Genomic DNA, 24,540 nt, shown 5'->3' with positions numbered 1-24,540 from the left:
GTTCCTCCTGGGACGTGCGACTGGTCAGCTCAGGCCGAGGGCCCGGAGTGCGTTCTCCTTGAAGATCAGCGGCCGCACTTCCTCCTTGATCTCCAGCTTCTCGAAGTCACGCATCCACCGGTCCGGCTGGATGACGGGGAAGTCGGAGCCAAACAGGACCTTGTCCCGCAGCATCGAGTTGGCCGCCTTGACCAGCTGTGGCGGGAAGTACTTCGGCGACCACCCCGACAGGTCGATGTAGACGTTGGATTTGTGCGAGGCGATGGAGATGGCTTCGTCCTGCCACGGCACCGAAGGGTGAGCCATGACCATCGTGAGCTCGGGGAAGTCGGCCGCGACGTCGTCGAGCAGCATCGGATCCGAATAGCGCAGCTTGATGCCGTGCCCGCCCGGAAGCCCGGCTCCGATGCCGGTCTGCCCGGTGTGGAACAGCGCGGGCACGCCGCATTCGGCGATGGCCTCGTAGAGCGGGTAGAAGTCGCGGCTGTTCGGCTCGAAGCCCTGCAGGCTCGGGTGGAACTTGAAGCCCTTCACCCCGTACTCGTCGACGAGCCTGCGCGCCCGGCGGACCGCGGCCTTGCCCTGCCAGGGGTCCACGGAGCCGAACGGGATCAGCACGTCGTTGTGCCGGGCGGCTCCCTCGGCGATCTCCTCTACCGAGTTCACCGGGTGGCCGGTTGCGGCGGCGCAGTCGACGGTGAACACGATCGCGGCCATGTTCCGCTCGCGGTAGTGCTCGGCGACGGCGTCCAGCGCGGGGGTGCGCTCGGCGCCGGATTTGAAGTACTTCTCGGAGGCGGCCATCAGCTCGTCATCGAGCGACCGGTGCCCGCAGGAGTCGATCTCGACGTGGGTGTGCACGTCGAGCGCGGCCAGCGCGGAGAAGTCGATCCCGTACTCGTACTTGTTCGTCACGCGGTCGCCTCCTCGGGAAGTTCCTCGCCGACCGACTGGACGTGTTCGGCGAAACCGGAGCTCCATCCGGCGGCGATCGAATCCGGGTCCCAGCCACCCTCGCGGTAGTCCTGGAAGACCATGTCCGGGTGGGACCAGAGGGCGAGCCGGTCGCCTCCGACACCGACGGCCTGGCCGGTGATCTCGGCTGCCTCGTCACCCGCCAGGAACGCGACGATGCCCGCCGCGTCCTCGGGGCGGCCGAAGCCGAGCTCGCGGCGAGCGAACGAAGGAAGCGGGCTGCCCTCCTTCATCGCGTCCACGTAGGGCTTGAGGAACGGGACGGTCTCGGTCATGGCGGTGGCGGCCACCGGGACCACCGCGTTGGCGGTGATGCCCGCGCGCTGCAGCTCCATCGCCCAGGTCCGCACCATGCCGACGATCCCGGCCTTGGCCCCGGAATAGTTGGTCTGGCCGAAGTTGCCGCGCTGGCCCGCGGGTGAACCGACGCAGATGATGCGTCCGCCCTCCCCCTGTTCGCGCATCTTGATGGCCGCGGCACGCGCACAGGTGAAGGTGCCCCGCATGTGGACGTCGAGCACCTGGTCGAAGTCCTCGTCGGTCATCTTCCACAGCACCTTGTCGCGGAGGACACCCGCGTTGGTGACGAGGATGTCGAGCCGCTCGAAGGCTGCGACCGCGCCGTCGACCAGCGCCTGCGCCGTCTCCGCGCTGCCGACCGCACCGGCGACGGCGTGCGCCTTCCCGCCTGCTCGGACGATGGACTCCACGGCGCTGTCGGCCACGTCGGGGTCGATGTCGTTGATGACGACAGAGGCTCCGCAGCGCGCGAGTTCCTCGGCGTACACCAGTCCCAGGCCCTGTCCACTGCCGGTGACGATCGCGACTTTGTTGCTGAGGTCCATGCGGACTCCTCCACGCGAAGTTGAATGAGACAACATTAGACAATCATCTACCATTGAAGATGTCAACGATTTAGGTTTCGATGCTACTGTGCGCATACAGCCAGACGAAAGGACACCTGATGAGCACGCAGCGGCCATTCGCCGACGATCTGGGCTTCCTGCTGTCCCGAGCCAGTGGCGTGGTCGCGAAGTCGGTGAGCGAGGCACTCGAACCGCTGGGACTGCGGGTCCGCTCGTACTCCGTTCTCGCGTTCGCCAGCGAACAGCCCGAAGGGGTGACCCAGCGACGGCTGGCCGCCCTCATGGGACTGGACCCCAGCCAGATCGTGGCGTTGGTCGACGATCTGGAGAACCGCGGCCTGGTCAACCGGACTCCCGACCCGAGCGATCGCAGGAACAAGCTCATCGCGGCCACCGAAGAAGGACACCGGGTCCGGCAAGCCGCCCAGCAGCGGGCCGATGAGGAACACGTCGGCTACTTCGACCACATCCCGCCGGAAAACCTGCGCGACCTCCGGGACGCGCTGCGCCGCATCTCCTTTCCCGAGGACGTTCCCGCCACGGGCACCAACGCGCGCTGACGGCTACGCGCGGCAGTGCCCGCCACACGGGCGTCGCGAGCGGATCAGGACTGTTCCGCGACCGGCGCGTGTGAATCCACACTGGTCAGGTCGTTGTGCCTGCTCTCCCGCGTCGCCAGGATGAAGCAGGCGCTGACCAGGCTCACCGCGGCGAGGAACCACATGACGGGGCCGACGCTGCCACCGGTCGACGCGTAGATCGACGCCAGCAGCATCGGCGTCAATCCGGCTCCGAGCAGCGTCGCGAGCTGGTAGCCGAGCGAAGCGCCCGTGTAGCGGGAACTGGTGCCGAACTGCTCCGCGATGAAGGCCGCCATCGGACCGTAGGTGAGCGAGTGCAGGGTGAGTCCGAGCAGGAAGGCCGCGAGGAGCAGGAAAACGTTCCCGGAGGCCAGCCACCCGAAGATCGGGTGGAGCAGGACGGCGAACCCGACCAGGCCACCGATCATGACCGGGCGCCTGCCCACCGAGTCGGACAATCGGCCGGCTGCCAGCACCATGAAGATCTGGCTGAAAGAGGCCACCCCGAAGCACAGCAGGACCGTTTGACGATCGGCTCCCTGCGTCGTCGCGTAGGTGACGGCGAACGTCGCGAACAGGATCTGGATCGCGAAGCTCCCGCCACATCCGAACATCGCCAGCAGCAACGTTCTCGGTTTGCGGAGCACCGCGACGATCGGAACCGCCGGTGCGTTCTCGGCGGAATCGGCGACGGCCCGCTCGAACACCGGGCTCTCCGAGACGCGGGAACGGACGAACAGACCGACCAGCAGCAGCACGCCGGAGAACAAGAACGGCACTCGCCAGCCCCACGCGAGGAACTGGTCCTCGGGCAGCGTGGAGAACGCGGCCATCATGAGGGTCCCCAGGACCGATCCGGAAGGCGCGCCCGCGTTGGTGAACGATGCGGCGAACCCGCGTCTGCCCGTGCTGGAGTGCTCCAAGGACATCAGGGCTGCCCCGCCCCACTCGCCTCCGACGGCGATGCCCTGGCACATCCGCAGCAGGACGAGGGTGATCGCGCCCCACGAGCCGATGAGCTCCGGGGGCGGGATGAGGCCGATCAGGAAAGAAGCGACCCCCATCACGGCCATGGACAGGATGAGCATCCGTTTACGACCGATGCGGTCACCGAAGTGTCCGAACACCGCTCCGCCGAGCGGGCGGGCCACGTATCCGGCGGCGAACGTGCCGTAGGAGGCGACCACCGCGGCGAGCGGGTTCAGACCGGAGAAGAACACCGGCCCGAACACCAGCGAGGCCGCTGTGGCGTAGAGCAGAAAATCGTAATACTCGATGGTGCTGCCGAGGTAGCTCGACAGCACGACCCTGCGGAACTCCTTCTTTCGTCCCGCCGTCGAAGCCCCGACAGCATCCACACCAGTCGTCGTCACAACGCCTCCTCAAGCCCCCAAACCGCCCCCACGCCAACACGACCCATCACCGGCGAGGCACAAAACCGCCAGGTGAGGCTCAAAAAACCGACCACCCGCGGGTTCTCCTCGGGCTCCAAGTGAGGGACAAAACCGACCACCCGCGGGTTCTCAGGGGCTGGTTGGCGAGGACAGCTCCGACGCCGCGCAGTGCCCTACTCAATGTCGGGGCTCCCGGAGCCGACCAGCCCCTGAGGTTCCGCAAAGCGACCACCCAAGCAGCCCAACCACCGAAAAAGATCAAGAAGCGAACTCCGAGCGGAGGATGTTCTTCCGGACCTTCCCGCTGGCATTGCGCGGAATCTCGTCGACGAAGAAGAAACTCTTCGGGATCTTGTACTTGGCGAGCCGGCCGGCGAGGAATCCGCATATGTCCTCTTCGGACACCGTGGCGCATTCGGCGAGGGTGATCACTGCGCAACCGACCTCGCCCCACCGCTCGTGGGGCACGCCGAACACGGCACATCCCGTGATGCCGGGCAGCTCGAACAGCGCGGCTTCCACCTCGGCCGGGAAGATGTTCTCCCCACCCGAGACGATCATGTCCTTGAGCCGGTCGACGATGGAGACGAAGCCGTCCTCGTCGGCGGACCCTACGTCGCCGGACCTGAACCAGCTCCCGTCGGTGAACGCGTCGGCCGTGGCCTCCGGGCGGTTCCAGTACTCGCGCATGACGTTGGGGCCGCTGATCTGGACCTCCCCCCGCTCGCCCGGGCCTGCCGGATCCCCTGCCGGGTCGACCAGCCGGACGTCGGTGAAGAAGTGCGGCACCCCGGCCGTGCCGAGCTTGTCGTCGACATTGCCGGGAGTGCAGATCAGCGCACCGGGGCCGGTCTCGGTGAGTCCGTAGCCCTGGCACATGGGGACCCCGCGCTCGGCGTAGGTGCGCATGGTGCGCGGCGGGACCGGCGCGGCGGCCACGACCGCCCGGCGGATCGACGACAGGTCGGCCGATTCCCAAGCCGGGTTCCGGCTCAGCGCGTCGTACATGGTGGGCACGCCGAACATGAAGGTCACGCCCTCTTGGTCGATCACCCGCAGGACGCGTTCGGGGTCGAAGCCCTCCTCGATGCGGACGGTCCCGCCCTTGAGCAACGTGGGCAGCGAGATGAAGTCGAGGGCCGCCGTGTGGAACAACGGCGCGCAGACCAGCGCGACCTCGTCACCGACCAGGTCGAGGTCGACGATCGGGTTCAGGGCGGCGAACACGATGTTCCCGTGGGTCAGCACCACGCCCTTCGGACGCCCGGTCGTGCCCGAGGTGTACATGATGAAGCACCGGTCCTCGTGCGAGACGGGCTCGTCGATCCGATCGGTGGCAGCGGCCGCGATGATCTCTTCGTAACCGGCCGCCTCGGCGTCGGGAGCGCCGTCGACCACCACCCGTTGTGCCGTGCCGGCTCCCCGCGCGGCCGGAACGGCGACGTCGGAGACGTTGGCGGAGTGAATGAGCACCGAGGTTCCCGAATCGGCGAGGCAGTACTCGATCTCGGGCTCGGTCAGACGGGCGTTGAGCGGCACGAAGATGGCCCCGAGCAGGCCGGCCGCGAACAGTCCTTCCAGGTAGGAAGGGTGGTTCATGCTCAGCAGCGCGACCCGATCGCCCCTGCCGACACCGAGGTCGCGCAGTGCGTGCGCCAACCGGGTCACTCGCTCGTCGAGCTGCGCGTAGCTCCAGGATTCGTCCCGGTATCGGATCGCGGTCTTCTGGGGCGCCAACCGGGTCCGCCGGTAGGGCCACGAACCCACACCTTCGTTCAGCATGCTCAGCTTCTCCTCGCCAGTCATGTAGTTGCGGCGTTGTCGAACCGGGGCGTTACCTCGCGGTGAGCTTGCGGCCGATGATCTCCTTCATGATTTCGGTGGTTCCGGCGTAGAGGACGCTGCCGCGGCAGTCGAGGTAGTCGCGCGCGACGCCGTACTCGGTCATGTAGCCGTAACCGCCGTGCAGCTGCAGGCAGCGCTGCACGACCCGTTGTTGCAACTCGGTGACCCACCACTTGGCCATCGCGGCGTTGACCTCGTCGAGGGTGCCGTTGGCCGCGTCGAAGACGCAGCGGTCGACGAAGACCTGGGCGATCTCGATTTCGGTGGCGAGTTCGGCCAGGTAGAACCTGTTCGCCTGGAAATCGGCGATGCGCCCTCCGAACGCGGTGCGGTCGCAGGTGTGCGCGAGCGCCTCGTCGAAGGTCCGACGCATTGCGGCCATCGAGGTCACCGCCACGCTCAGGCGTTCTTGCGGCAGGTTCCGCTTGAGATAGCGGAATCCCTCGCCCTGCTCGCCCAGGATGTTCGTCCGGGGCACGCGCGCACCGGTGAAGGTGAGTTCGGCGGTGTCCTGCGCGGAAAGCCCCACCTTGCCCAGCGGCCCGCTGCGGGTGAACCCGGGGGTGTCGGCGTCGACCAGGACTAGGCTCATGCCGCGCCGTTCGGCTGATGGGTCGGTGCGCGCGACGACGATGAACACATCGGCGAGCAGGCCGTTGCTGATGAACGTTTTCGAACCGTCGAGCACGAGGTCGTCACCGTCGAGGGTCGCCGTGGTGGTGATCGCGGCGAGGTCGCTGCCCGCACCGGGTTCGGTCATCGCGATGGCACCGATCAGGTCCCCGGAGCACAGCGGCGCGAGCCAGCGCTTCTTCTGGTCCTCGTCGGCCAGCGACTCCAGGTAGGGGGCCACGAGGTCGTTGAACCCGCTGAGGTTCATCGCCACGGAGGTGGCGCCCACTCGGGCGAGTTCTTCGATGAGCACGGTGTTGAAGCGGAAGTCGTCGATTCCGCCGCCGTTGTGCGCCTCCGGCGCGCCGATTCCCAGCAGGCCGAGTTCACCGGCTCGGCGGTAGAGGTACCGATCGACGTGCCCTTGCGCGGACCACATCCGGAGGTTCGGTGCGACCTCGCGTTCGGCGAACGCGCGTGCCATGTCGCGGAACGCCTCGTGGTCGTCTTCGAAGATCGTCCGCTGCAGAGAGACCGAACTCATGGCTCTCCTCTCGTGGTGCTCGCGGGCCTCGCCCGTCGTCCGCGCCGGACGGCCGTCGACCTGCGATCAAAGCGGCCATGCAACAAATCACAGTGGAGCATCAACGATTGAGAAAGTCAATAAAGAAAGAAGACAACGGTATCGCGATAGTCGTGCCCGGCCCGCCCGACCAGCGCGGACGTTCCGCCGCCAGTCCGGCACAGCCGGTTCTGCCTTCGGCCGGCCCGGTCTACGGCCTCCGCTGGGTGCCCACCACCCAAACCACTTCCGGACTCCCTAACCCAGCATTCGGCTCAGCTCGACGCGGGAACGGACGCCCACCTTCGCGAAGATGTTGCGCAGGTGGTGGTCGACGGTGCGCGGACTGATGAACAATCGGGCCGCGACCTCCCGGTTCGTCGCCCCCTCCGCTACCAGTTTGGAGATCTGGGCTTGCTGCGGAGTGAGCTCCTCCGTCACCCCGGAAGCCACGCGCCCCACCGTCTCCCCCGCTGCCCGCAGCTCGGCCTGCGCCTTATCCGCCCAGTGCGCCGCCCCGTAGTGGTCGAAGATCTTCAACGCGTCGGCCAGGTACTCCCGGGCCATGCGCGGTTTCCGCCCCCGGCGCAGCCAGTGCCCGTAGTGCAGCTCGGTCTTGGCCAGTTCCCACGCGGTGTCACAGCTGCGATGCAGGCGGATCGCCTCGCCGAAGTGTTCGTCCACATCGTCCGGACGGTCCGCGAGCAAAGCGTGGCATCGATGCGACAGCGCACGCCTGGCAACGCTGCCGGTCGTGTTCGCCCAGTGGTCGAACACGCGCAACGCCCGCACCGCGCGGTCCCGCTGACCGCAGCGGATCGCCGCTTCGACGAAGTGCGGCACGGCCATCGCCCGGATCGCCAGGTTCGCCTGCCCCGCCCCCGCCGTCATCAACCGGAACCGGTCCAGCGCGTCCGATGGCCTGTCGTGGGCGAGCTCCACCGCCGCGAAGGCCCATGAGCTCAACGCGCCCGGCCGCCCCAATCCCCGCATGGACACGCCTTCGGCGACCGCCTCCAGCCGCAGCAGGGCGGTCTCCCGGTCTCCCCGCAACGCGGCCACCAGCGCGAGGATCGTGAGGTGGTCGATCGCTGCGTTCTGCTGGCCGATGGCCCGAGCCACCCGAAGTCCTTCCAGGGAGCTGGCTTCCGCGCACGGGTGTCGATCCAGCAGCAGTTCGGTCATCGAGCGGAATCTCAGGGCCCACGGCTCCATCACGGACGAACCTGCGCCTTTCGCGACCGTGACCGCGCGCATCGCCACGTCGTGGGCCACCAGCGGGTCGCCGAGAGTGAACGCGGCCTCGCTCGCGAGGATGCCGGAGAACGGTTCCTGGCTCGTCTCCCACAACCGGACGACGCTGTGCAGTTTGGGCAGGGCCTGCTCGTGCTTGCCCTGGAAAGTCGCCGCCATCCCGTCCAAGTGGTCGTGCATGATCCGGACCGACGGCGGACTGTCCTGCTCGCGCAGCTCCCCCGCCCGCTGCGCGATTCGGTAGAAGCGGGGGTAGTCGCCCGCCAGGTAACTGGCTTCGCCTGCCAGAGACAACGCCGTGACCGCGAGCGGTCGGTTCGCACCCGCGAGCTGCTCGGCGGCCGTCAGCAGGTTCTGCGTGGCCAGGCTCGGCACGCCCCCGCGCATGTCGATGCCGCCCTGCAACAGGTCCGCCATCCCGCGCAGCTCCGGCGCACCGGTGAGCGAGCGGACCTGCCGAATCAACACCTGCGACCGCCGGGAACGGCCTGCCAGCCAAGAACTCCGTCCCGCTTCGAGCAGACGCCTCGCGCGGGATTCCGGGTCGGCCGTCAACTGCGCGGACCGGTGAAACGCCCGGAACGCCGCCGAATGATCGCCGGACCCGCTGACCGCAACAGCCGCGTCGGCGAGATCGTCCGCCAGGTCGGCGCGCGGTTCGGCACCGATGGCCGCGCGGTGCCAGGCCCGCTGGAGCCGGTGCGGTTCGGGGTCGAGCACGTCCACCAGCAGCTGGTGAACACCGCGGAGCTGCGCGGGCGAAGCTTCCGCGTACAAGGTGGACCGGACCAACTCGTCCGGCACCCGGAGCAGGTCGTCCCGCGCCTCGACCAGACCGGAGGCGAGCGCCTCGTCCCAGCCCCGCAGGTCGAGCCCGGCCGCCTCCGAAGCGCGCAGCAAGGTGTCCCGGTCGAGCCGGTCGTCGACCACCGCCATCAGCACCATGTGCCGCGCATCCGGGGATATTTCCGCGAAGTGCCTCCGGAGCAGTCGCCGCAGCCTGCTGTCCGGCGGAAGCGAATCCGGTGGAGCAGCCAGCCCCGCGAGCTGTTCGGCGGTGAGGGAATCCGCGAGCTCGCCCAGCGCCAGCGGGTTACCACCCGCGAGATCCACCAGGTCTTCGGCGAGGTCCTGGGGTATTCCCGGCGTCCGATCGCGGAGAACGCACAGGCTCGCCCGGTGATCGAGGGGTCCGAGTACGAGACGTGGCAGGTCCTCGGTTGCCACGGCCGTCGGCCGCGTTTCGGCGAAGAGCACGAGAACCGCGGTCGAACCGACGCGCCGAGCGGCGAAGAGCAACGCCCGCAACGACAGCGGATCCAACACGTCCGCGTCGTCGATCAGAATAAGCAGTGGCTTTTCCCGCGCCGCTGCGACGATCAGACGATGCACCGATGCGCAGAATGCGAAAACGTCCTCCTGCCGCGCATTCCGATCGGCGACCGAACGGAGCAGAGCTTTCGACCAGTGTTCCGCGGGAACCACTTCCGGAATTTCGTGCACGGCGCGGTGCAGCGCGGCTCCCGGAAGTTCCGTCTCCGCCGAATGCCCGTGCACGCCGAGCACTCGAAATCCCTCGGCACGCCTGCGCACCTCGTGCAGGAAGGTCGTCTTGCCCATTCCCGTCCCGGCTCGCACCGCCAACGCGCCACCGCACCCCTGGCCCGCTCTGTCCACGAAACCCTGGACTGTGCCGAGCTCTTGATCACGTCCGTGCAGGGCAGAAAGGGAACCGGTGGACAGCGCTGCAATTCCGAGCGGCATCGCGTCAGTGTGTCGTGAACATCCGGTTCAAGGGAACCCCCTACTCCGATCTTGACCGAATCCGACAAGTCGGCCGAAACAACCGGCGATTTCGCCGATGTGTCCGAATGGCCAACTCGCGAAACTTCAGCGGTCCCCAGCAGACAACTAGGGAGGCACCACATGCGCCGATCATTCGGCATTGTTCTGGCCGCTCTGACTTTCGCCGCGATCGCTCCGGCGGCCGCCAACGCGGAGTCGACCACCACGGGGCCGGTCGAATCGCAGGCGGCGAACACGCCGGTCGTGTTCGTCCACGGCTACAGCGGCAGCAGCTCCAACTGGTCCACCGCCCGCACCGTCTTCCGCCTCGCCGGATACAGCTCGGACGAGCTGCACTCCTACGAGTACGACTGGCGGGCGTCCAATGAGGAGAGTGCGGCGGGACTGGCCGACTTCGTCGAGAACGTCAAGTCCGAGACCGGTTCCGACCAGGTCAACATCGTGAACCACTCGATGGGCGGTCTGGTCAGCGGCTGGTACATCAAGGAACTCGATGGTCAGCCGAACGTGGCGAACCTGGCCTCGCTGGCAGGCGCCAACCACGGCACCACCTACGCCAGCGCGTGCACCATCAACGCCTCGTGCCGCGAGATGCTGCCCAGCTCGGATTTCGTCGAGCAGCTGACCTCCGGTGACGAGACGCCCGGCAACACCGGTTACGCCACCTGGTACTCCTCCTGCGACGGCGTCATCATTCCCTACGACAGCACCGTACTCGAAGGCGCCGACAACAACCGCGTCCTCTGCGAGACCCACATCGGCTTCCTGGCCAACACCGATGTGCTGGGCGAAGTGGTCGACTCCTTCGCCTGAACGTGAACCGCGGTGCCGCACGAGCCCCCGACGTGCGGCACCGGTGCACCGGGAAAGACAGTTCGCACGATGCGGGCCCGTCCGGAACAGCGGTCGGGTCCGCATTCACGTCTGCGGGCCGACCCGGGTGGCGCGGTAGCGCCCGCCGACCGGCCAGGTTCGACGCACTCACCGCCCGACACGAACGGGCTGCCCGGCCCGCGGCCGAACAGCCCGTCACGCAACGAGAAATTCCCGACGGTCTCGTCAGCGCCCGGGTGGCTGCACCCCACCCGGATTCTGGTTCTTCCACGACTGCATCGCGTGCTGCACCAAGGCGATCAGTGCCTGCTTGGTCGACTGCTGATCGCGAGCATCGCAAGGACCGATCGGCACATGCGGGCCGATGGCCATCGCTTCCCGGATCTCCTCCACCGGGTGCAACATCTGGCCGTCGAAGCAGTTCACCGCGATGAGGTACGGCAAGCCGCGGTCCTCGAAGAAATCCACGGCCGAGAAGGAGTCCGCGAGCCGTCTGGTGTCGACCAGCACGACCGCGCCGATCGCACCTCGGACCAGGTCGTCCCACATGAACCAGAACCGCTGCTGCCCGGGAGTGCCGAACAGGTACAGGATCAGGTCCGAGTCCAGCGAGATACGGCCGAAGTCCATCGCGACCGTGGTGCTGGTCTTGCCCGGAGTCTTCGTGAGGTCGTCAACGCCCTGACTGGCTTCCGTCATCACCGCTTCGGTGGTCAACGGAACGATCTCCGAAACCGATCCGACGAACGTCGTCTTGCCCACTCCGAAACCGCCGGCCACCACGATCTTCGCTGAAGTCGTAGCCGATTCGCTCTGGGTGTCCTGCGGTGTCTGCGGCTCCCGGACGCCGGGTTGGGGACCTCTAAAGCCGACGGAGTCCACTCAATACCCTTTCCATCAACATCAGGTGTGGTGCGCTGCCACTTTCGCTCACGGTTTGGTGGACTGTGATCAAACCCAGTTCCGCCATGTCGGCCAGCAGCACCCTGGCCACACCGATCGGGACCGACAATAATGCCCCGATCTCGGCGACAGACCTGGGATGCTGACACATTTCCGCGATGGATTGGTGCTCCATCCGGACCAATGAGCCGGGACGGTAGGTCTCACTTGTGGAGACGAGGGTTTCCATCTCCAATTGGTGGTTCGACTTCGTCCGCCCACCAGTCCAGGTGTAAGAACGAATGCTAGACGCGACGGTGTATTCCTCCGCCGGGGGTTCCGCGTCCGCTCCGGCATCCTGCTGCTCCGGTATGCCCTGCCCCGAGACCTGCTGCCCCGAGACCTGCTGGTGCGGGACCTGTTGAGGAGGCAGCCGGTGCTGCTCGCCGGTGGACTGCCCCGGCACGGGAGTGCCCGGTGTGGAGGCCCCCTGAGAGGGCCGAGCATGCGGCGGAAAGTCGGAAACCGAACGCTCGGATGCGTCGGGGCGCTCGTCGGGTGGCGGTGTGCGGAATGCCTCCCGGGCCCGCTCGCGCTCCGCGGAACGCGAGTCATCCTGCTCGGGCTGCTTCGATTCCCGCTCGCCCGCGGCCTCCCGCTTTCGATCCTTGCGCCGACCGCGTCCGCTGCCGAATGAGAACCCGTTGTAGATGTCGGCGAACGAGCTCTCGTCCCCCTCGTCGTACTCCGGTCCTCGTGGTTCGTTCTTCCGTCTTCGATCCGGCTCGGGAAACCAAGGTCCAGGATTCATCGTGCCTCACACCAATTGACCGGAGAACGGATTCTGGTTGCCCCGGGTCTGCACATCCTGCAGATGGGAACGCAGTTCCGGGGTGAGCATCTGACCGACGCGCTCGACGAGCATGGCCATCTCGTAGGCGACCAGTCCCATGTCGCATTGCGGCGCGGCGAGCACCGTGAGGCAGGAACCGTCGCTGATGCCCATCTGAATCAGCGTTCCGTATTCCATCTCGACGATGGTTTCGGTGACCTCTCCGGCCTCGAAGCACTTCGCGGCACCGTTGGTCAGGCTCAGCAGCCCCGAAGCGACCGCGGACAGCTGATCAGCGCGGTCTCTGGGCAGCTTCGCCGACCCGGTCAGCAGCAGGCCATCCGCCGACACGACGACCGCGTGCGCCACTCCGGCCACGCGCTCGGTGAAGTCAGTGACCAACCAACCGAAGCGGCGGGAAATCGTCTCCTGGGCACTCATGCAACCTCCTGGCCACTCGTGGTGTGCTCTTCAGCCCGGTGGGGCAACGAATCGGATCGTTCGAGCCGCAGTCGCACGCCAGCCTCCGCTATTCCTCGTCCGGGGCGCGGTGACGACCACGCTCAACACCGCTCTGGAAGCTGGACAACCGGCCTCGAAGCTGCTCGGGATCGCGCTGGTAACGCTGCCCCTGCGACTGCTCTGCCGTGTTGGAGACGCTGCCGGGTGCCAGCTGCGCCTTCGGAGTCCGGCGGGGCAACCCCGAGTCGGTGTATGAACTCGGATCCTGACTCACCGCCGCCTCCGCTTGGCGCCACGCGTCGTCGGTGGCGAAGTTCCACGCCCCGCTCTCCGGTGCGCTCGAGATCTCCGTGCTCGTCCGGCCGAACTGCAGTCCTCCCTGCAAATCGGCCAGCTGACGACTGAGTTCTTCCGGACTGCGTTTCTGACCGTCGCCGGCCGCTGCCTCGCCCGCTGCGTCACCCGCTGCATCGTTCTCCGCCGGCTGCCGCTCACGACGCGGCAGTCCCTCGGGAGCGAGCGACGAGGCCCGTTCCGGAGCGGGGCCGGACGCAGCAGGTTCCGGAACGGGCTGCTGCTCCGTCATCCATGAACTGCCCGTCGTACTTCCGAACTCGCCGCCCGAGCCGTTCGCGTCGCCCGGCCACGGCTCGTCACCGTCGTCTGTGTCCGCCATGGCTTGATACTGCGCATCCTGGTCCGACGGTTGGAACCATTCTGTGGAGAAAGCCTCGCCACTCGTGCTCTTCGGCTCGGGCGGTCCGACGGGTTCGGGCTCGTCCGCCCCGAACGGCCAGTCGAACGGCGGGTCGTTCGACGGCTGACCCTCCTGCTCCGGGGGCAGGGCCAACGGGGTGAACAGTGTTTCGGTGGGACGGTCCTCCTCGGCCGGTGCCTGGGCCGGACCGGCCGGGTTCGAGTCGAACATGCCTGGCCGGGGGGTCGACGGCTCACGTCGCGGGAGTGACGAGCCCGTGTCCGGCGACGAGGGTTCCCGCTGGGGTAGCGACGAACCGCTGTCCCTGGTGGGTTCCCGCTGCGGAAGGGCCGGGCCGCCCCCACCCTGGTCGCTCTCCGGGGCGCTCGGGGCCAGCGTGCCCGAGGTGGGCATGTCGTGGTGGGCGAAGCCGTTGCGCTGCCCACCGCTGACCGGTGCGATCCGGCTGCTGCTGGTCTCCTGGTTGACGACCTGTTCGGGTGGAACCGACACGGTGGCGCGCACACCTTCCACGTCATGGCCACCGTGCAGTTCGACGGTGACATCGTGACGGATCGCGAGCCGGCCCGCTACGAACAGCCCCATCCGGCGGGACGTGGCCAGATCGTTGTCGTCGATCCGCCGCAACCGGATGTTCGCTTCGTCGAGTTCCGCTTGCCCCATGCCGATGCCCTCGTCGAGAACATCGATCGTGACCGAACCGTCACCGGCCTGGTAACTGGAAACCGTCACGGCGGTCTCCGGCGACGAGAAGTTCGCGGCGTTGTCGAGGAGCTCCGCAACCAGTCGAACGAGGTCACTGGCCACGTGGCCGAGCAGTCGGATCGCGGGCGGCGGCTGCAGCACCACGCGGGGGTACTGCTCGATTTCCGAAACGGCGGCGCGGAGCACGTCGGAAAGCTCAGTGGGCCGGGCGAATCGACGTGCCAGGTCGGTGCCGGAAAGCACCATGAGGTTCTCGTTGTTCCGGCGCATCCGGGTCGCGAGGTGGTCGAGCTGGAACAGCCTCGCCAGCTGGTCCGGGTCCTCTTCGTCCTGCTCCAGCTGCTCGAACAGGCGCAGCTGACGTTCCAGCAGGGCCTGGCTTCGGCGGGACACGCCGACGAACGATTCGCTGTAGCCGTGGCGCAGGGTGGCCTGCTCGACCGCCAGCGTCAGCGCCTGCCGGTTGACCGCCTCGAACGCACGGGCGACCTGCCCGACCTCCTCGGTCGTGGTGACCTGCACCGGCTTGATCGCCGCCTCGGCGTCGTCACCGGCTCGGACCTCGGAAACCGCTTCCGGCAGGTCGTGGCGGGCGGAACGCAGGGCGCTCCTTCGCAGCTCACGCAGCGAGCCGAGCAACTGCCTGCTGATCATGAAGATGACCACAGCGGCGATCAGCAGCGCGCTGATCAGGAAGACCGAGTCCCGGCCTGCCGCGTTGCTCGCCTCTTCCTCCAGGTTGAACGCACCTCGGCGAACTTCGGCGGTGAGGTCGTTGTGGCCGTCGTCGATCAGGTCGATGACCGCGTTGCCGCGTTCGTTCCACTCTTGCGGAGAGATGGAAGGCGCGTCGGCACTCGAATCGGAACTGGCGGCGACCAGCGAGGTCAGCATCGCGTTGCGCTGTGTGACCGCGTCGCCCGCCATGGTCCGGTCCAGGCGCTCGCGCCAATGCTGGGCGACGATCGCACCGGTCTCCTCGACCTTCAGCGTCAGCCTCGCGCGGGAACCGACCAGGACCTGAATGACCTGCGGTGACAGCTGTCCCTCTGCCAGTCCGGTGTGGACCCACGCCTGCTGGAGCCGGACCTCCTCCATCAGCACGAGCATTTCCTGGATGGCGGTGGCCGAACTCGACAGCGAGCGTTCGGCGATGATGCTCGTCAGCGCCCGGTCGAGCGCGAGCACCGACTGAATCTGGCCACTGTAGGCCTGGATGAGCTCCGGTGGACCGACCTGCCGTGCGGTTACGCGCTGCCGCAGGCCATCCATGCTCTCGAGCGCGGCTTTCATGTCGTCGTGCCGGGAGAGTACGACCTGATCGTTGATCTCGCCCTCGCGCAGGATCCGGTCGACCGCCTCCGCGCTGGCGTCGGACTCCTGCGCACGCGCCTGCAGGGTCTCCGGGGACTCGGTCCCCATGATCACCTGGACCGCTGCGGTGCGCTCGGCCTGGATATCGTTGACCAGGGGCTCGATCTTCTCGACCGTGTCCAGGATGGTGGTCACGCGGTGGAACTTCCCCGCGTTCGCCACCTGCCACTGGATCTGGCTGATGCCGAGGCTGATCGCGAAGATGAGCGGCACCAGCACGACGGCACCGAACTTCACCATCAGTGACCAGTTGCGCCAGTCCAGGATCGTGGCCGCTGTCCGCGGCGTCTCGGCCGCGTTCACAAGCGCCGTCCCTGATACGAGCGCGATGCCTCAGCTTGCTCGTTCACGGTGTGACACCTTTCGGGCGGACCAGAGGTGGGGAAACGGCGCATGCGTGTGATCCCGCAATCGTCGTCTGGGCTGTTTCGGTCGAAATCCAGGTGCCCCCGGGTTCCGGCGCAGCGACGGACACGTCTCGGCAGGGCCGTCCACCGTAGCGCCCCAGAGCTGTTAACGGTACTAACCGTTACCGCTCCTGTCGGCAGCAGTGGCACCTCGAACACGTCGTCACCAAACCAGAGCACGCGGAACGGACAGGATGGTCTTTCGATGCCAGCACTATAAACCCCGTCACAACGAAAGCTTCGGGGGTGTTTTCAAGATTCCGAACGGACAAACGCCCCATGTCAACGGGCGTTCACGCATTCGAACCGATGAAGGTGACCGTTTGGTTACAGAGCCCTGCATCCGATGCCCTGACGAGCAACCGGCACCATCGGTCCGTGGCCCGTTCCTCAAAAACGACCCGGACAGGATGGGACTACGGCAATTATTCACGGCCACGACAGACCGTGACCTTCCCAGCTCAGACAGTTACGTTACGGAGAGTATTCAGTACTGCATCTTCAGTGGCGATTCACACACTTCCATTTAGCCCTGCCCAACGGTTAGCCTTCGCGTCCGCGTCGAGTCCGGACGCAGTTGGGCCCAGTTTCCGGGAAGGATCCATGAGCAACGCATCGCAATCCGCGCTGCGCGGGCGACCCCGCGACCCCGGGAAAGCGCGGACGGCCTTCGGTGGAATCGACAAGAGCTCGGTCCGCCGCTCCACCAGCGGTCCGGATTACTCGGCACTTCAGCAGAGCGCGGAATTTCGCACCCTGCGGCGCCGGCTAAAACTGTTCGTATTCCCGATGACCGCCTTTTTCCTGACCTGGTACTTCACCTACGTGCTGGTCGCGGCCTACGCCCCCGACTTCATGGCCGAGCCGTTGTTCGGCGAGGTCAACGTCGGGCTGCTCATGGGGCTCGCCCAGTTCGTGACCACGCTCCTCATCACGACGATCTACGCGCGCTACGCCGTCGCGCGAATCGACCCGGTCGTCGATGAACTGCACAGCGACCCGACCGGCGGTGCCGAGCGATGAACGAGAACTTCCAGCTTCCCTCCGAAACACCGGTCGTCAACATCTCGATCTTCGCGGCCTTCGTGATGCTGACGTTGTTCGTGGTCTACAAGGCAAGCACCGCGAACAGTTCCAGCGACTACTTCGCGGCAGGCAGCGCGTTCAGCGGGCCGCAGAACGGCGTCGCGCTCTCCGGTGACTACCTGTCCGCGGCTTCGTTCCTCGGCATCGCGGGCGCAATCGCCGTGAACGGCTACGACGGCTTCATGTACTCGATCGGCTTCCTGGTGGCCTGGCTGATCAACCTTCTCCTGCTGGCCGAGCCGGTCCGCAACACCGGCCGGTTCACCATGGGTGACGTGCTGGCGTTCCGGATGAAGCAGCGTCCGGTCCGTGCGGCGGCTGCCACCTCCACCCTCGCCATCACGTTCATGTACCTCATCGCGCAGATGGCCGGTGCCGGTGGTCTCATCGCCCTGCTGCTCGACGTGCACAGCGCGGGTGGCCAAGCCATGGTCATCGCCGCGGTCGGCCTCGTCATGGTGCTCTACGTGCTGGTCGGCGGCATGAAGGGCACCACGTGGGTGCAGATCATCAAGGCGACCCTGTTGGTCCTCAGCGTCGTGCTGATCACGATGTTCCTGCTGGGCAAGTTCGGCTACAACCTCTCGCACCTGCTCAACGACGCAGCCGCTCGCAACCCCAACGGCAGGGACATCCTGGCGCCGGGCGTGCAGTACGGCCAAAGCGCCCTCACCCAGCTCGATTTCATCTCGCTGTCCATGGCGCTGGTGCTCGGCGTCGGCGGGCTGCCCCACGTGCTGATGCGCTTCTACACCGTGCCCAACGCCCGCGAGGCCCGGCGTTCGGTCATCTGGGCAACCTGGACAGTGGCCGTCTTCTACCTGTGCACGCTGGTGATCGGTTTCGGCGCCACCGCGCTCGTGGGCACCGACGCCATCGTCAACGCACCGGGCGGCGAGAACTCGGCAGCACCGCTGCTGGCGTACCGAATCGGCGGAACCGTCTTGCTCGGCATCGTTTCCGCCGTCGCGTTCGCGACGATCCTGGCGGTCGTCGCTGGTCTGACCCTGACGGCGTCCGCGTCCTTCGCGCACGACATCTACGCCAACATCGTCCGGCGCGGGGACACCGACTCGGACTCCGTGGTCCGGGTCGCCCGCTGGACGGCCGTGATCATCAGTGTTTTCGCGATCTTGGGCGGCATCCTGGTCAACGGCCAGAACATCGCGTTCCTGGTTGGGTTGGCATTCGCGTTCGCGGCATCGGCGAACCTGTCCACCCTGCTTTTCACGTTGTTCTGGCGGCGGTTCAACACCACCGGCACGTTGTGGGGCATCTACAGCGGTCTGATCTCCTGCCTGCTGCTGGTGATCTTCTCCCCGGTGGTTTCGGGAGCGGCGGACTCGATCTTCCCGAGCGTCGACTTCGCCTTGTTCCCGCTGAAGAACCCGGGCATCGTCTCGATCCCGATCTCGTTCATCTGCGGGGTCGTCGGGACCTTCGTCGGTGACAAGAACGACGAGCAGGCGCAAGCCGAGCTGGAAGTTCGTTCGCTGACCGGAATCGGTTCGCGGACCAGCTGAAGCCTGGCCGGCGGTGTGCCCCCGCGCAGGGGCACACCGCCCGCCCGGATCCCGTCCCGGGGCGGGACGGCCCCGCCACGTGCGGCCCCGGAGGTGTCCGGTCACCGGCTGACGATCGCCACCGACGCAGGCACGAACGAACCGGCCGGAGGAGCCATCGCCCCGGTTCCGCAAGGCGCCGAGCAGCCGCCGAAGTGAGCGGTAACACCGTTTCGGTCGCTCCCGCCCGACAGCGGTGCGCTACCGGACCCGCGATCCAGCTACAGGAGAGGTCGCCACGAAGGCGCTACGGCCATTCCACCGGGTAATCGATTCACATTTTTCGTGCCGAATGGCGAATCATTTCGCTTTACCCAATCGGACACTTTTCCCGCCCGCTTCTTCCGGCCTAGGCTGGAATCATGTTCCGGCAAGATCGCTATGACGTGCGAGACCCGCACCACTGAAGCGACCTTTCGGACTCATGGGGGGATTACCGTGAACGTGATCCGAAATACAATACTCGCGGGCGTAGCTTCGATCATTCTTCCGATGAGTGGAGCAGCGCACCACACTGCACAGTTCTTGATCAGCCTCAGGGACAACCTCGTGCAAATGGCCGAAGCCGCTCCGGCCCGCTCAGTCGATTTTCTCGGACCCGGCATTCGCATCCGGTCCGGCGCCGACACTTCGACGCCCGTCCGCGGTCTGGGCAACCCGGGCGACCGGGCGACCATCCACGACAGGACCACCGGCCAGCGCGTCACCTGCCCGGACGGCCGGATCACCGACAGCTGGGTGCGCGTCACCGACCTGCGCACCCGCGTATCCGGATACGCCAGCGCCTGCTTCCTGCCAGCCCCGGCCGGCCCCGCACACGGGGAAAACCCGCAGCGGGCGGAGCAATGATCGAACAACAGATCAGCGTTCTACCGCATTTCCCGGTTCTTTCGGCCGCTACCGGATACCGAAAAGCGAAAAGGCTCTTTCCTCGCGCCGCCGAGCGATCGAATCGTATGCGACCCACCGGGGGCGGCCGTCTTACTGCCACCACCGGAGATCGCTCGATCGGCATCAGGAGCCCGCCCGGCCCGTCCGGCAATTCGATTCACCGAAGTCCCGGAATCGAATGAGCAAGCACCGGAATTGATCGCCGAAGACGTGATCGGCGAACATTCGCGACCGCCTCGCATGCCTGCCTTCGAGGACCTCTCGGGATTTTCCGATCTCGGTGCCCGCCCAGTACCGCGCACGGCACCGGGCGGGCGATGAACGGCCCGTGGAGGTCAGTCCAGGATCCGCTCCCGGAGCGTCTTCTTGGAGAATTTGCCGGTGCTGGTCTTCGGGATGGCCTCGACGAACAGCACCTCGTCGGGGAGCCACCACTTCGCGACCCTGCTGGTCAGGTGCTCCAGCACCTCGTCCGCGGTGAGCTGCTCGCCCTTCTCCAGGACCACGCAAGCGACAGGCCGTTCGGTCCAGCGCGGATCGGGCTTGGCGATCACCGCGGCTTCCGCGATGCTCGGGTGGTTCATGATGTGGTTCTCCAACTCGACCGAGGAGATCCATTCCCCACCGGACTTCACCAGGTCCTTGGTCCGATCCACGATGCGGACGAACCCGTACCGGTCGATGACCGCCACATCGCCCGTGCGCAGCCAGCCGTCCTCAGTGAACGCGTCCTCACCGGCGCCACCGAAGTAGCCCGAGGCGATCCACGGACCGGCGGCCTGCAACTCACCGACCGACACGCCGTCCCACGGCTGCTCGGCACCCGTGTCGGGTTCGACGATGCGCAGCTCCACCAGTGGAACGGCCTGGCCCTGCGAGGTGCGGATCTCCGCGAGCGACTCCTCGTCGAGTCCCTCGTGGTGGCTGCGCGGCGTAGCCGCCGACCCCACCGGGCTCGTCTCCGTCATTCCCCACGCCTGGGTGATCGGCACTCCGATCGCCTCGCGCCAACCCTCGGACAACGACTTCGGGATGGCCGCCCCACCACCGATGACCGCACGCAGGTTCGACAGGTCCCGGCCGCTCAACAACGGCAACATGCCCATCCAGATCGTCGGCACACCCGCCGTGCAGGTCACGCGATGCTTCTCCAGCTGATCCAGCAGGGCCGCCGGCTGCATCGCGGGTCCGGGGAAGATCAGGCGCGCGCCCGCCGCGACCGCCGAGTACGGGATGCCCCATGCGTTGACGTGGAACATCGGCACGACCGGCAGCACCGTGTCCCGCTCACTCAACGCCAGGACGTCGACGGCCATCGTCACGAGCGAGTGCAGCACCGACGAGCGGTGCGAGTACACGACGCCCTTCGGGTTTCCGGTGGTCCCCGAGGTGTAGCAGATCGCGGCGGCCCGCCACTCGTCCTCCACCACGAACCGGCCCTCGTGCGGATCGGCCTGCTCCAGCAGCTGCTCGTACCGCAGCACGCGCGGATCGTCGGGGATCTCCGCGTCCGCCCCGTCGTCGATGACGACGAAGTACCGCACCGTGGTCATGGTGTCCGCCAGCGGCCACAGGACCGGCAGCAACGAGCGGTCCACGAAGATCACGTCGTCTTGGGCGTGCTCGGCGATGTAGGTGATCTGCTCCGGGAACAAGCGGATGTTGAGCGTGTGGAGCACGCGACCTGTGCAGGGCACGGCGAAGTACAGCTCCAGGTGCTGCTGGGTGTTCCAGCAGAAGCTGCCGACCCTGGCATCGTCGGCGACCTCCAATCGGTCGAGGACGGTCGCCAGGCGACGGACCCGTTGTGCCCACTCGCGGTAGGTCGTCTCGATCTCGCCCTTGAGCGTGGCCGTGACCATGGTCTTGTCACCGAACAGCTGCTCGGCGCGGTGAAACACGTGGGGCAGGGTCAGCGGACGATCCTGCATCAGCCCTTGCATGCCTTCTCCATTCGAATATCGCTCGTGTCCCTGCGCAGGACATCGCCGAGTCTTGCGCTTGATCTGGCTCCTCGCCCACCGGGCGGGCGTCCCGGGGCTCCGGCTCTCACAACCGGCTCAACCGGACGCTGATGCGCGAGTCGGTCGAGACGACGGGTTCTTCCGAGGACACCCAGGGTGACCCCCCGAAGTACTTCTCGAACACCTTCTCCGCGGTGCGGGTCGCCAGCGCCTGCGTGCTCAGGGTCGGGTTCGGCCCACCGAGCGAGTTGGGCAACGCCGAGTTGTCCGCGACGAAGAGCCGCTTCACCCAGCGGGCTTCCGCGTCGGAATCGAGCACCGAATCGTCCTGCGACTCGCCCATCCGCATCGAGGACTGGACGTGCAGGATCAACGGTGCCCAGTCGATCCGGTACACCTGCTTGGCACCCGCACCCCGCAGCACCTCGACGGCCTTGCGGGCCATGACCTCGCGGTTGCGCAACGTTCGCGCGGTCCGGTTGCGCTGGTTGAACTCGACCTTGGCCACCGGGCCGTTGGCGTCACCGGGCATGGCCGAGATGGTCGCCCGGTTCTGCGCCTCGACGTCGTCGTCGGTGATGACCAGGATGTTGAGCAGGTTGTCGATGCCACCCGCCAGCAGGTCCTTGAGCTCGGGTCCGACCATCCGACCGGCAGCACCGTCCCACGAACCGGTCATGCCACGGCCGTTGCCGTACTGACCTCGAATGCCGCTCTCCGACAGCGTCATCGAGTAGGCCTGCAGCGCGGGCGGCAGACCCACGTTCTCCAACCCTCCGTATCCGGGCAGCTCCAGCCGAGCCGACGAACCCGTGCCCTTGGTGTTGCCGGTGTCCTCGTCGAACGAACCGATCACCCAGTCGAAGAAGTGATCGGTGTAGCCACGTCCCACCCATCCGTTCGGGTTGGGCAGACCGCTGTTGAGCCACAACCGGGGGGTCTCGGTGCAACCACCGGCCAGCACCACGACCCTGGCGTCCTCGCGGTATTCGGCGCCGTCCGCGTTGTCCCGCCAGGTGACACCGCTGGCCACGAGTTCGCCGCCGCGTTCCTCGGTGTGCACCTCGGTGACGAACGCGTTGGTGATCAGCGTCGCGGGTTTGCCCGCCGACCAGGCGTCCGCTGTGATCGCCATCGGCACGTAGCTGTTGTCGGTGGACCGCTTGGCGAATCGGTTGCGCGGAGCGTTGATCGGTTCCATGCACCCCTGGAAACAGCTGCCGCAGAACGTGCAGCCGGTGGCCTGCGGGTAGTGCAGCAGGTCGGCGTCCCGGGTCCGTCCTGCGGTGCCTCCCGGCTGCAGGATGGCGTTCTCCTGGGGGCGGTAACTCGGCCCGTGCGTGGTCTTCGTGGTCTGCACCGGCATGTCGAGGGTTTCGCACCCGTTGAGGAACAACGACTCCTTGGTTCCCACCGCCGCGGTCTGCACCGGCAGCGTGGCCTCCACCCACTCGTAGTAGGGAACGAGGTCCCGGTAGCCGAACGGGAAGCGGTGTTCGGTGTCGTAGTTGCCCGCGTCCGCACCCCGGTAGTCGTTGAACACTCCGGGGTAGGCACGCGGACTGTTGCCGTAGTAGTGCTGCGTCGTTCCGCCCACACCCGACAGTTGCCACAGGAACGAGTTCTGCGCCCACTCCCGATACCAAGCCGGTTTGGTGCGGTCTTCGGGGCCGAACCGCAGGAAACCGCTGAGCGGGTTGTTGGCGTCGTTCTCGAAGTGCGTCCACTCGGAGCGGGGGTCGGCATGGCGTGGCCCTGCCTCCAACAGCAGCACGTCGAGACCGCGCTGCGCGAGTTCCTTGGCCATCACCGGGCCGCCGCCACCTGCGCCCACCACGATCACGTCACGCATCAGTCGTGCACCTCCTGGCGGTTCTGGTAATAGCCGATGAAGTCGTCCCAACCGTCGTGGACCTCCGGCGGATCGAAACCGGTGAGCCGCCATCCGACCGGTTTTCCGGTCAGCTCGCGGGTCTCCGCGTCGAATACGGCGTACTCCGAGTAGCCGCCGAAGGCGGAGAATTCCAGCAGGGCGCCGCTGACGAACCGAAGCAGCCCGGACACCGACTGCTTGAGCGGTTCGGGGAACTCCGCGTCGAGCAGGTTCACCAGCTCCGGAACCGGTCCTTCCAGGCGCTCGAAGACGGCAGCCTTGTCCTCGAAGGACAGTCGGGCGAACGGAGAGAGGAACGGACCCTCCACCGCGGCGGGATTCACCTCCGAGGCCACCAGGTTCAGCAGCAGCGCGATCGGTACCGACAGTGGCAGGGCCGCGTCGGTGGCGATCAGCCTGCCCAGCGCACGGTCCAGCGTCGCGAGCTCGCCCGGCAGCAGCCCGTCGAGCCCGAGCGGGAGTTCGATGCCGGAGTCGGACAGTCCGGTGGCCACCGCCTGCACGACCGGGCGGCCGACCGACTGCGGGAACGGCAGGAACTCGTCGAGGGCCTCCATCAAGAAGTCCGGCAGTCGTGCCTCCAGTGCCCCTGGCTCTTCACGGGGGGTTCCCTGCGCGCTGGAGTACGCGTCGGGGCCGGGGACGACGAAGGTGGTGACCCCGTTGTAGGTGTCCCGTGCGAGTTCCCGCAGCACCGGGTTGAGCTGGTCGGCGACGGAGTCGATGGGGTCGGTACCGGCGAGGGCGGCAGGCGGGAGCAGGCTCCCGGTGCCGACGGCGGCGCCCAGCAGCCCGATTCGGGCGAGGAACGCGCGTCGTCCCAAGGACGGGTGGAGCGAGGACATGGTCGGTTTCTCCATTCGCAGGCAACATCGGCTGTGATGGGGAACACGCGATGTCTACCAGCAGTAGCCCGGTCGGGGCATTAGGCCTGGAGCCCTCCGTTTCGCGGAGTTCGTTGTGCCCTGGGCACACCCGAAAACGCCCTTTCCGCTCGTTCCTGCGGTTTTGAACAGCTCAGCGCACATGCCGGT

The 24,540-nt window shown here is 66.9% G+C and carries 18 protein-coding genes; 5 read left to right on the top strand and 13 right to left on the bottom strand.

Translation table 11 applies throughout. From position 1 onward, the window contains the following. Nucleotides 1-24 precede the first annotated feature (24 nt). Both couO and ACYVAN_RS07175 read right to left on the bottom strand, forming a co-directional pair. Nucleotides 25-891 (bottom strand): 4-hydroxyphenyl-beta-ketoacyl-CoA hydrolase, encoded by an 867-nt coding sequence (couO, locus tag ACYVAN_RS07180; protein ID WP_460957792.1) that lies wholly within the window; start codon nucleotides 889-891, stop codon nucleotides 25-27. Nucleotides 892-911: 20 nt separating this feature from the next. Beyond that, nucleotides 912-1,820 carry an SDR family NAD(P)-dependent oxidoreductase gene (locus tag ACYVAN_RS07175; RefSeq protein WP_460956964.1) on the bottom strand — a complete coding sequence of 303 codons (909 nt, stop codon included), beginning with the start codon at nucleotides 1,818-1,820 and terminating at the stop codon, nucleotides 912-914. Nucleotides 1,821-1,939: 119 nt separating this feature from the next. On the opposite strand from ACYVAN_RS07175, the gene ACYVAN_RS07170 reads away from it, so the two are divergent. Beyond that, a complete protein-coding gene (locus ACYVAN_RS07170; protein ID WP_460956962.1) occupies nucleotides 1,940-2,401 on the top strand; it encodes a MarR family winged helix-turn-helix transcriptional regulator in 462 nt (153 codons plus the stop codon). Nucleotides 2,402-2,445: 44 nt separating this feature from the next. Here ACYVAN_RS07170 and ACYVAN_RS07165 read toward each other — a convergent pair whose 3' ends face one another. The 4 genes from ACYVAN_RS07165 to ACYVAN_RS07150 form a co-directional block, all read right to left on the bottom strand. Further along, nucleotides 2,446-3,795, bottom strand: coding sequence for an MFS transporter (locus tag ACYVAN_RS07165; RefSeq protein WP_460956960.1), 1,350 nt, complete (start codon nucleotides 3,793-3,795; stop codon nucleotides 2,446-2,448). A gap of 279 nt (nucleotides 3,796-4,074) precedes the next feature. Next, entirely contained in the window at nucleotides 4,075-5,598 is a 1,524-nt protein-coding gene (locus ACYVAN_RS07160) for an acyl-CoA synthetase (protein WP_460956957.1), read from the bottom strand. Nucleotides 5,599-5,650: 52 nt separating this feature from the next. Continuing rightward, nucleotides 5,651-6,817, bottom strand: coding sequence for an acyl-CoA dehydrogenase family protein (locus tag ACYVAN_RS07155; protein WP_460956955.1), 1,167 nt, complete (start codon nucleotides 6,815-6,817; stop codon nucleotides 5,651-5,653). Between the two features lie 276 nt (nucleotides 6,818-7,093). Beyond that, the gene (locus ACYVAN_RS07150) at nucleotides 7,094-9,853 is read right to left on the bottom strand and encodes a helix-turn-helix transcriptional regulator (protein ID WP_460956953.1); all 2,760 of its coding nucleotides are present in this window, start codon (nucleotides 9,851-9,853) and stop codon (nucleotides 7,094-7,096) included. A 162-nt stretch (nucleotides 9,854-10,015) separates the two neighbouring features. Here ACYVAN_RS07150 and ACYVAN_RS07145 point away from each other — a divergent pair, with 162 nt between their 5' ends. Then, nucleotides 10,016-10,708: an esterase/lipase family protein gene (locus ACYVAN_RS07145; RefSeq protein WP_460956951.1), complete on the top strand. Its 693-nt coding sequence runs from the start codon at nucleotides 10,016-10,018 to the stop codon at nucleotides 10,706-10,708. Between the two features lie 246 nt (nucleotides 10,709-10,954). On the opposite strand, the gene ACYVAN_RS07140 is transcribed toward ACYVAN_RS07145, so the two are convergent. The 4 genes from ACYVAN_RS07140 to ACYVAN_RS07125 form a co-directional block, all read right to left on the bottom strand. Beyond that, nucleotides 10,955-11,611 carry a GTP-binding protein gene (locus ACYVAN_RS07140; protein WP_460956949.1) on the bottom strand — a complete coding sequence of 219 codons (657 nt, stop codon included), beginning with the start codon at nucleotides 11,609-11,611 and terminating at the stop codon, nucleotides 10,955-10,957. Then, on the bottom strand, nucleotides 11,592-12,422 hold the full coding sequence (locus ACYVAN_RS07135) for a DUF742 domain-containing protein (protein WP_460956947.1): 831 nt from the start codon (nucleotides 12,420-12,422) through the stop codon (nucleotides 11,592-11,594). Before ACYVAN_RS07135 ends, ACYVAN_RS07140 begins: the two co-directional genes overlap by 20 nt. 6 nt (nucleotides 12,423-12,428) lie before the next feature. Continuing rightward, nucleotides 12,429-12,884 (bottom strand): roadblock/LC7 domain-containing protein, encoded by a 456-nt coding sequence (locus ACYVAN_RS07130; protein ID WP_460956945.1) that lies wholly within the window; start codon nucleotides 12,882-12,884, stop codon nucleotides 12,429-12,431. 88 nt (nucleotides 12,885-12,972) lie between these two features. After that, on the bottom strand, nucleotides 12,973-16,005 hold the full coding sequence (locus tag ACYVAN_RS07125; protein ID WP_460956943.1) for a nitrate- and nitrite sensing domain-containing protein: 3,033 nt from the start codon (nucleotides 16,003-16,005) through the stop codon (nucleotides 12,973-12,975). 707 nt (nucleotides 16,006-16,712) lie between these two features. Between ACYVAN_RS07125 and ACYVAN_RS07120 the strand changes: the two genes are divergently transcribed. The 3 genes from ACYVAN_RS07120 to ACYVAN_RS07110 all read left to right on the top strand — a co-directional run bounded on the left by ACYVAN_RS07120 (nucleotide 16,713) and on the right by ACYVAN_RS07110 (nucleotide 19,606). Then, on the top strand, nucleotides 16,713-17,132 hold the full coding sequence (locus tag ACYVAN_RS07120) for a DUF485 domain-containing protein (protein ID WP_460956941.1): 420 nt from the start codon (nucleotides 16,713-16,715) through the stop codon (nucleotides 17,130-17,132). Next, nucleotides 17,129-18,718: a solute symporter family protein gene (locus ACYVAN_RS07115; RefSeq protein ID WP_460956939.1), complete on the top strand. Its 1,590-nt coding sequence runs from the start codon at nucleotides 17,129-17,131 to the stop codon at nucleotides 18,716-18,718. The genes ACYVAN_RS07120 and ACYVAN_RS07115 overlap by 4 nt, the downstream gene beginning before the upstream one ends. Before the next feature lie 531 nt (nucleotides 18,719-19,249). Next, on the top strand, nucleotides 19,250-19,606 hold the full coding sequence (locus ACYVAN_RS07110; RefSeq protein ID WP_460956937.1) for an SH3 domain-containing protein: 357 nt from the start codon (nucleotides 19,250-19,252) through the stop codon (nucleotides 19,604-19,606). Between the two features lie 377 nt (nucleotides 19,607-19,983). On the opposite strand, the gene ACYVAN_RS07105 is transcribed toward ACYVAN_RS07110, so the two are convergent. The 3 genes from ACYVAN_RS07105 to ACYVAN_RS07095 all read right to left on the bottom strand — a co-directional run bounded on the left by ACYVAN_RS07105 (nucleotide 19,984) and on the right by ACYVAN_RS07095 (nucleotide 24,351). Further along, on the bottom strand, nucleotides 19,984-21,591 hold the full coding sequence (locus tag ACYVAN_RS07105; RefSeq protein ID WP_460956935.1) for a long-chain fatty acid--CoA ligase: 1,608 nt from the start codon (nucleotides 21,589-21,591) through the stop codon (nucleotides 19,984-19,986). A 106-nt stretch (nucleotides 21,592-21,697) separates the two neighbouring features. Then, complete coding sequence (locus ACYVAN_RS07100) at nucleotides 21,698-23,464, bottom strand: GMC family oxidoreductase N-terminal domain-containing protein (protein WP_460956933.1); 1,767 nt, start codon at nucleotides 23,462-23,464, stop codon at nucleotides 21,698-21,700. Then, nucleotides 23,464-24,351 carry a hypothetical protein gene (locus ACYVAN_RS07095; RefSeq protein WP_460956931.1) on the bottom strand — a complete coding sequence of 296 codons (888 nt, stop codon included), beginning with the start codon at nucleotides 24,349-24,351 and terminating at the stop codon, nucleotides 23,464-23,466. The genes ACYVAN_RS07100 and ACYVAN_RS07095 overlap by 1 nt, the downstream gene beginning before the upstream one ends. Between the last annotated feature and the right edge of the window lie 189 nt (nucleotides 24,352-24,540).

This window comes from Parasphingorhabdus pacifica (genome assembly GCF_054779195.1).
This window is presented reverse-complemented; position numbering and strand designations above follow the sequence as displayed.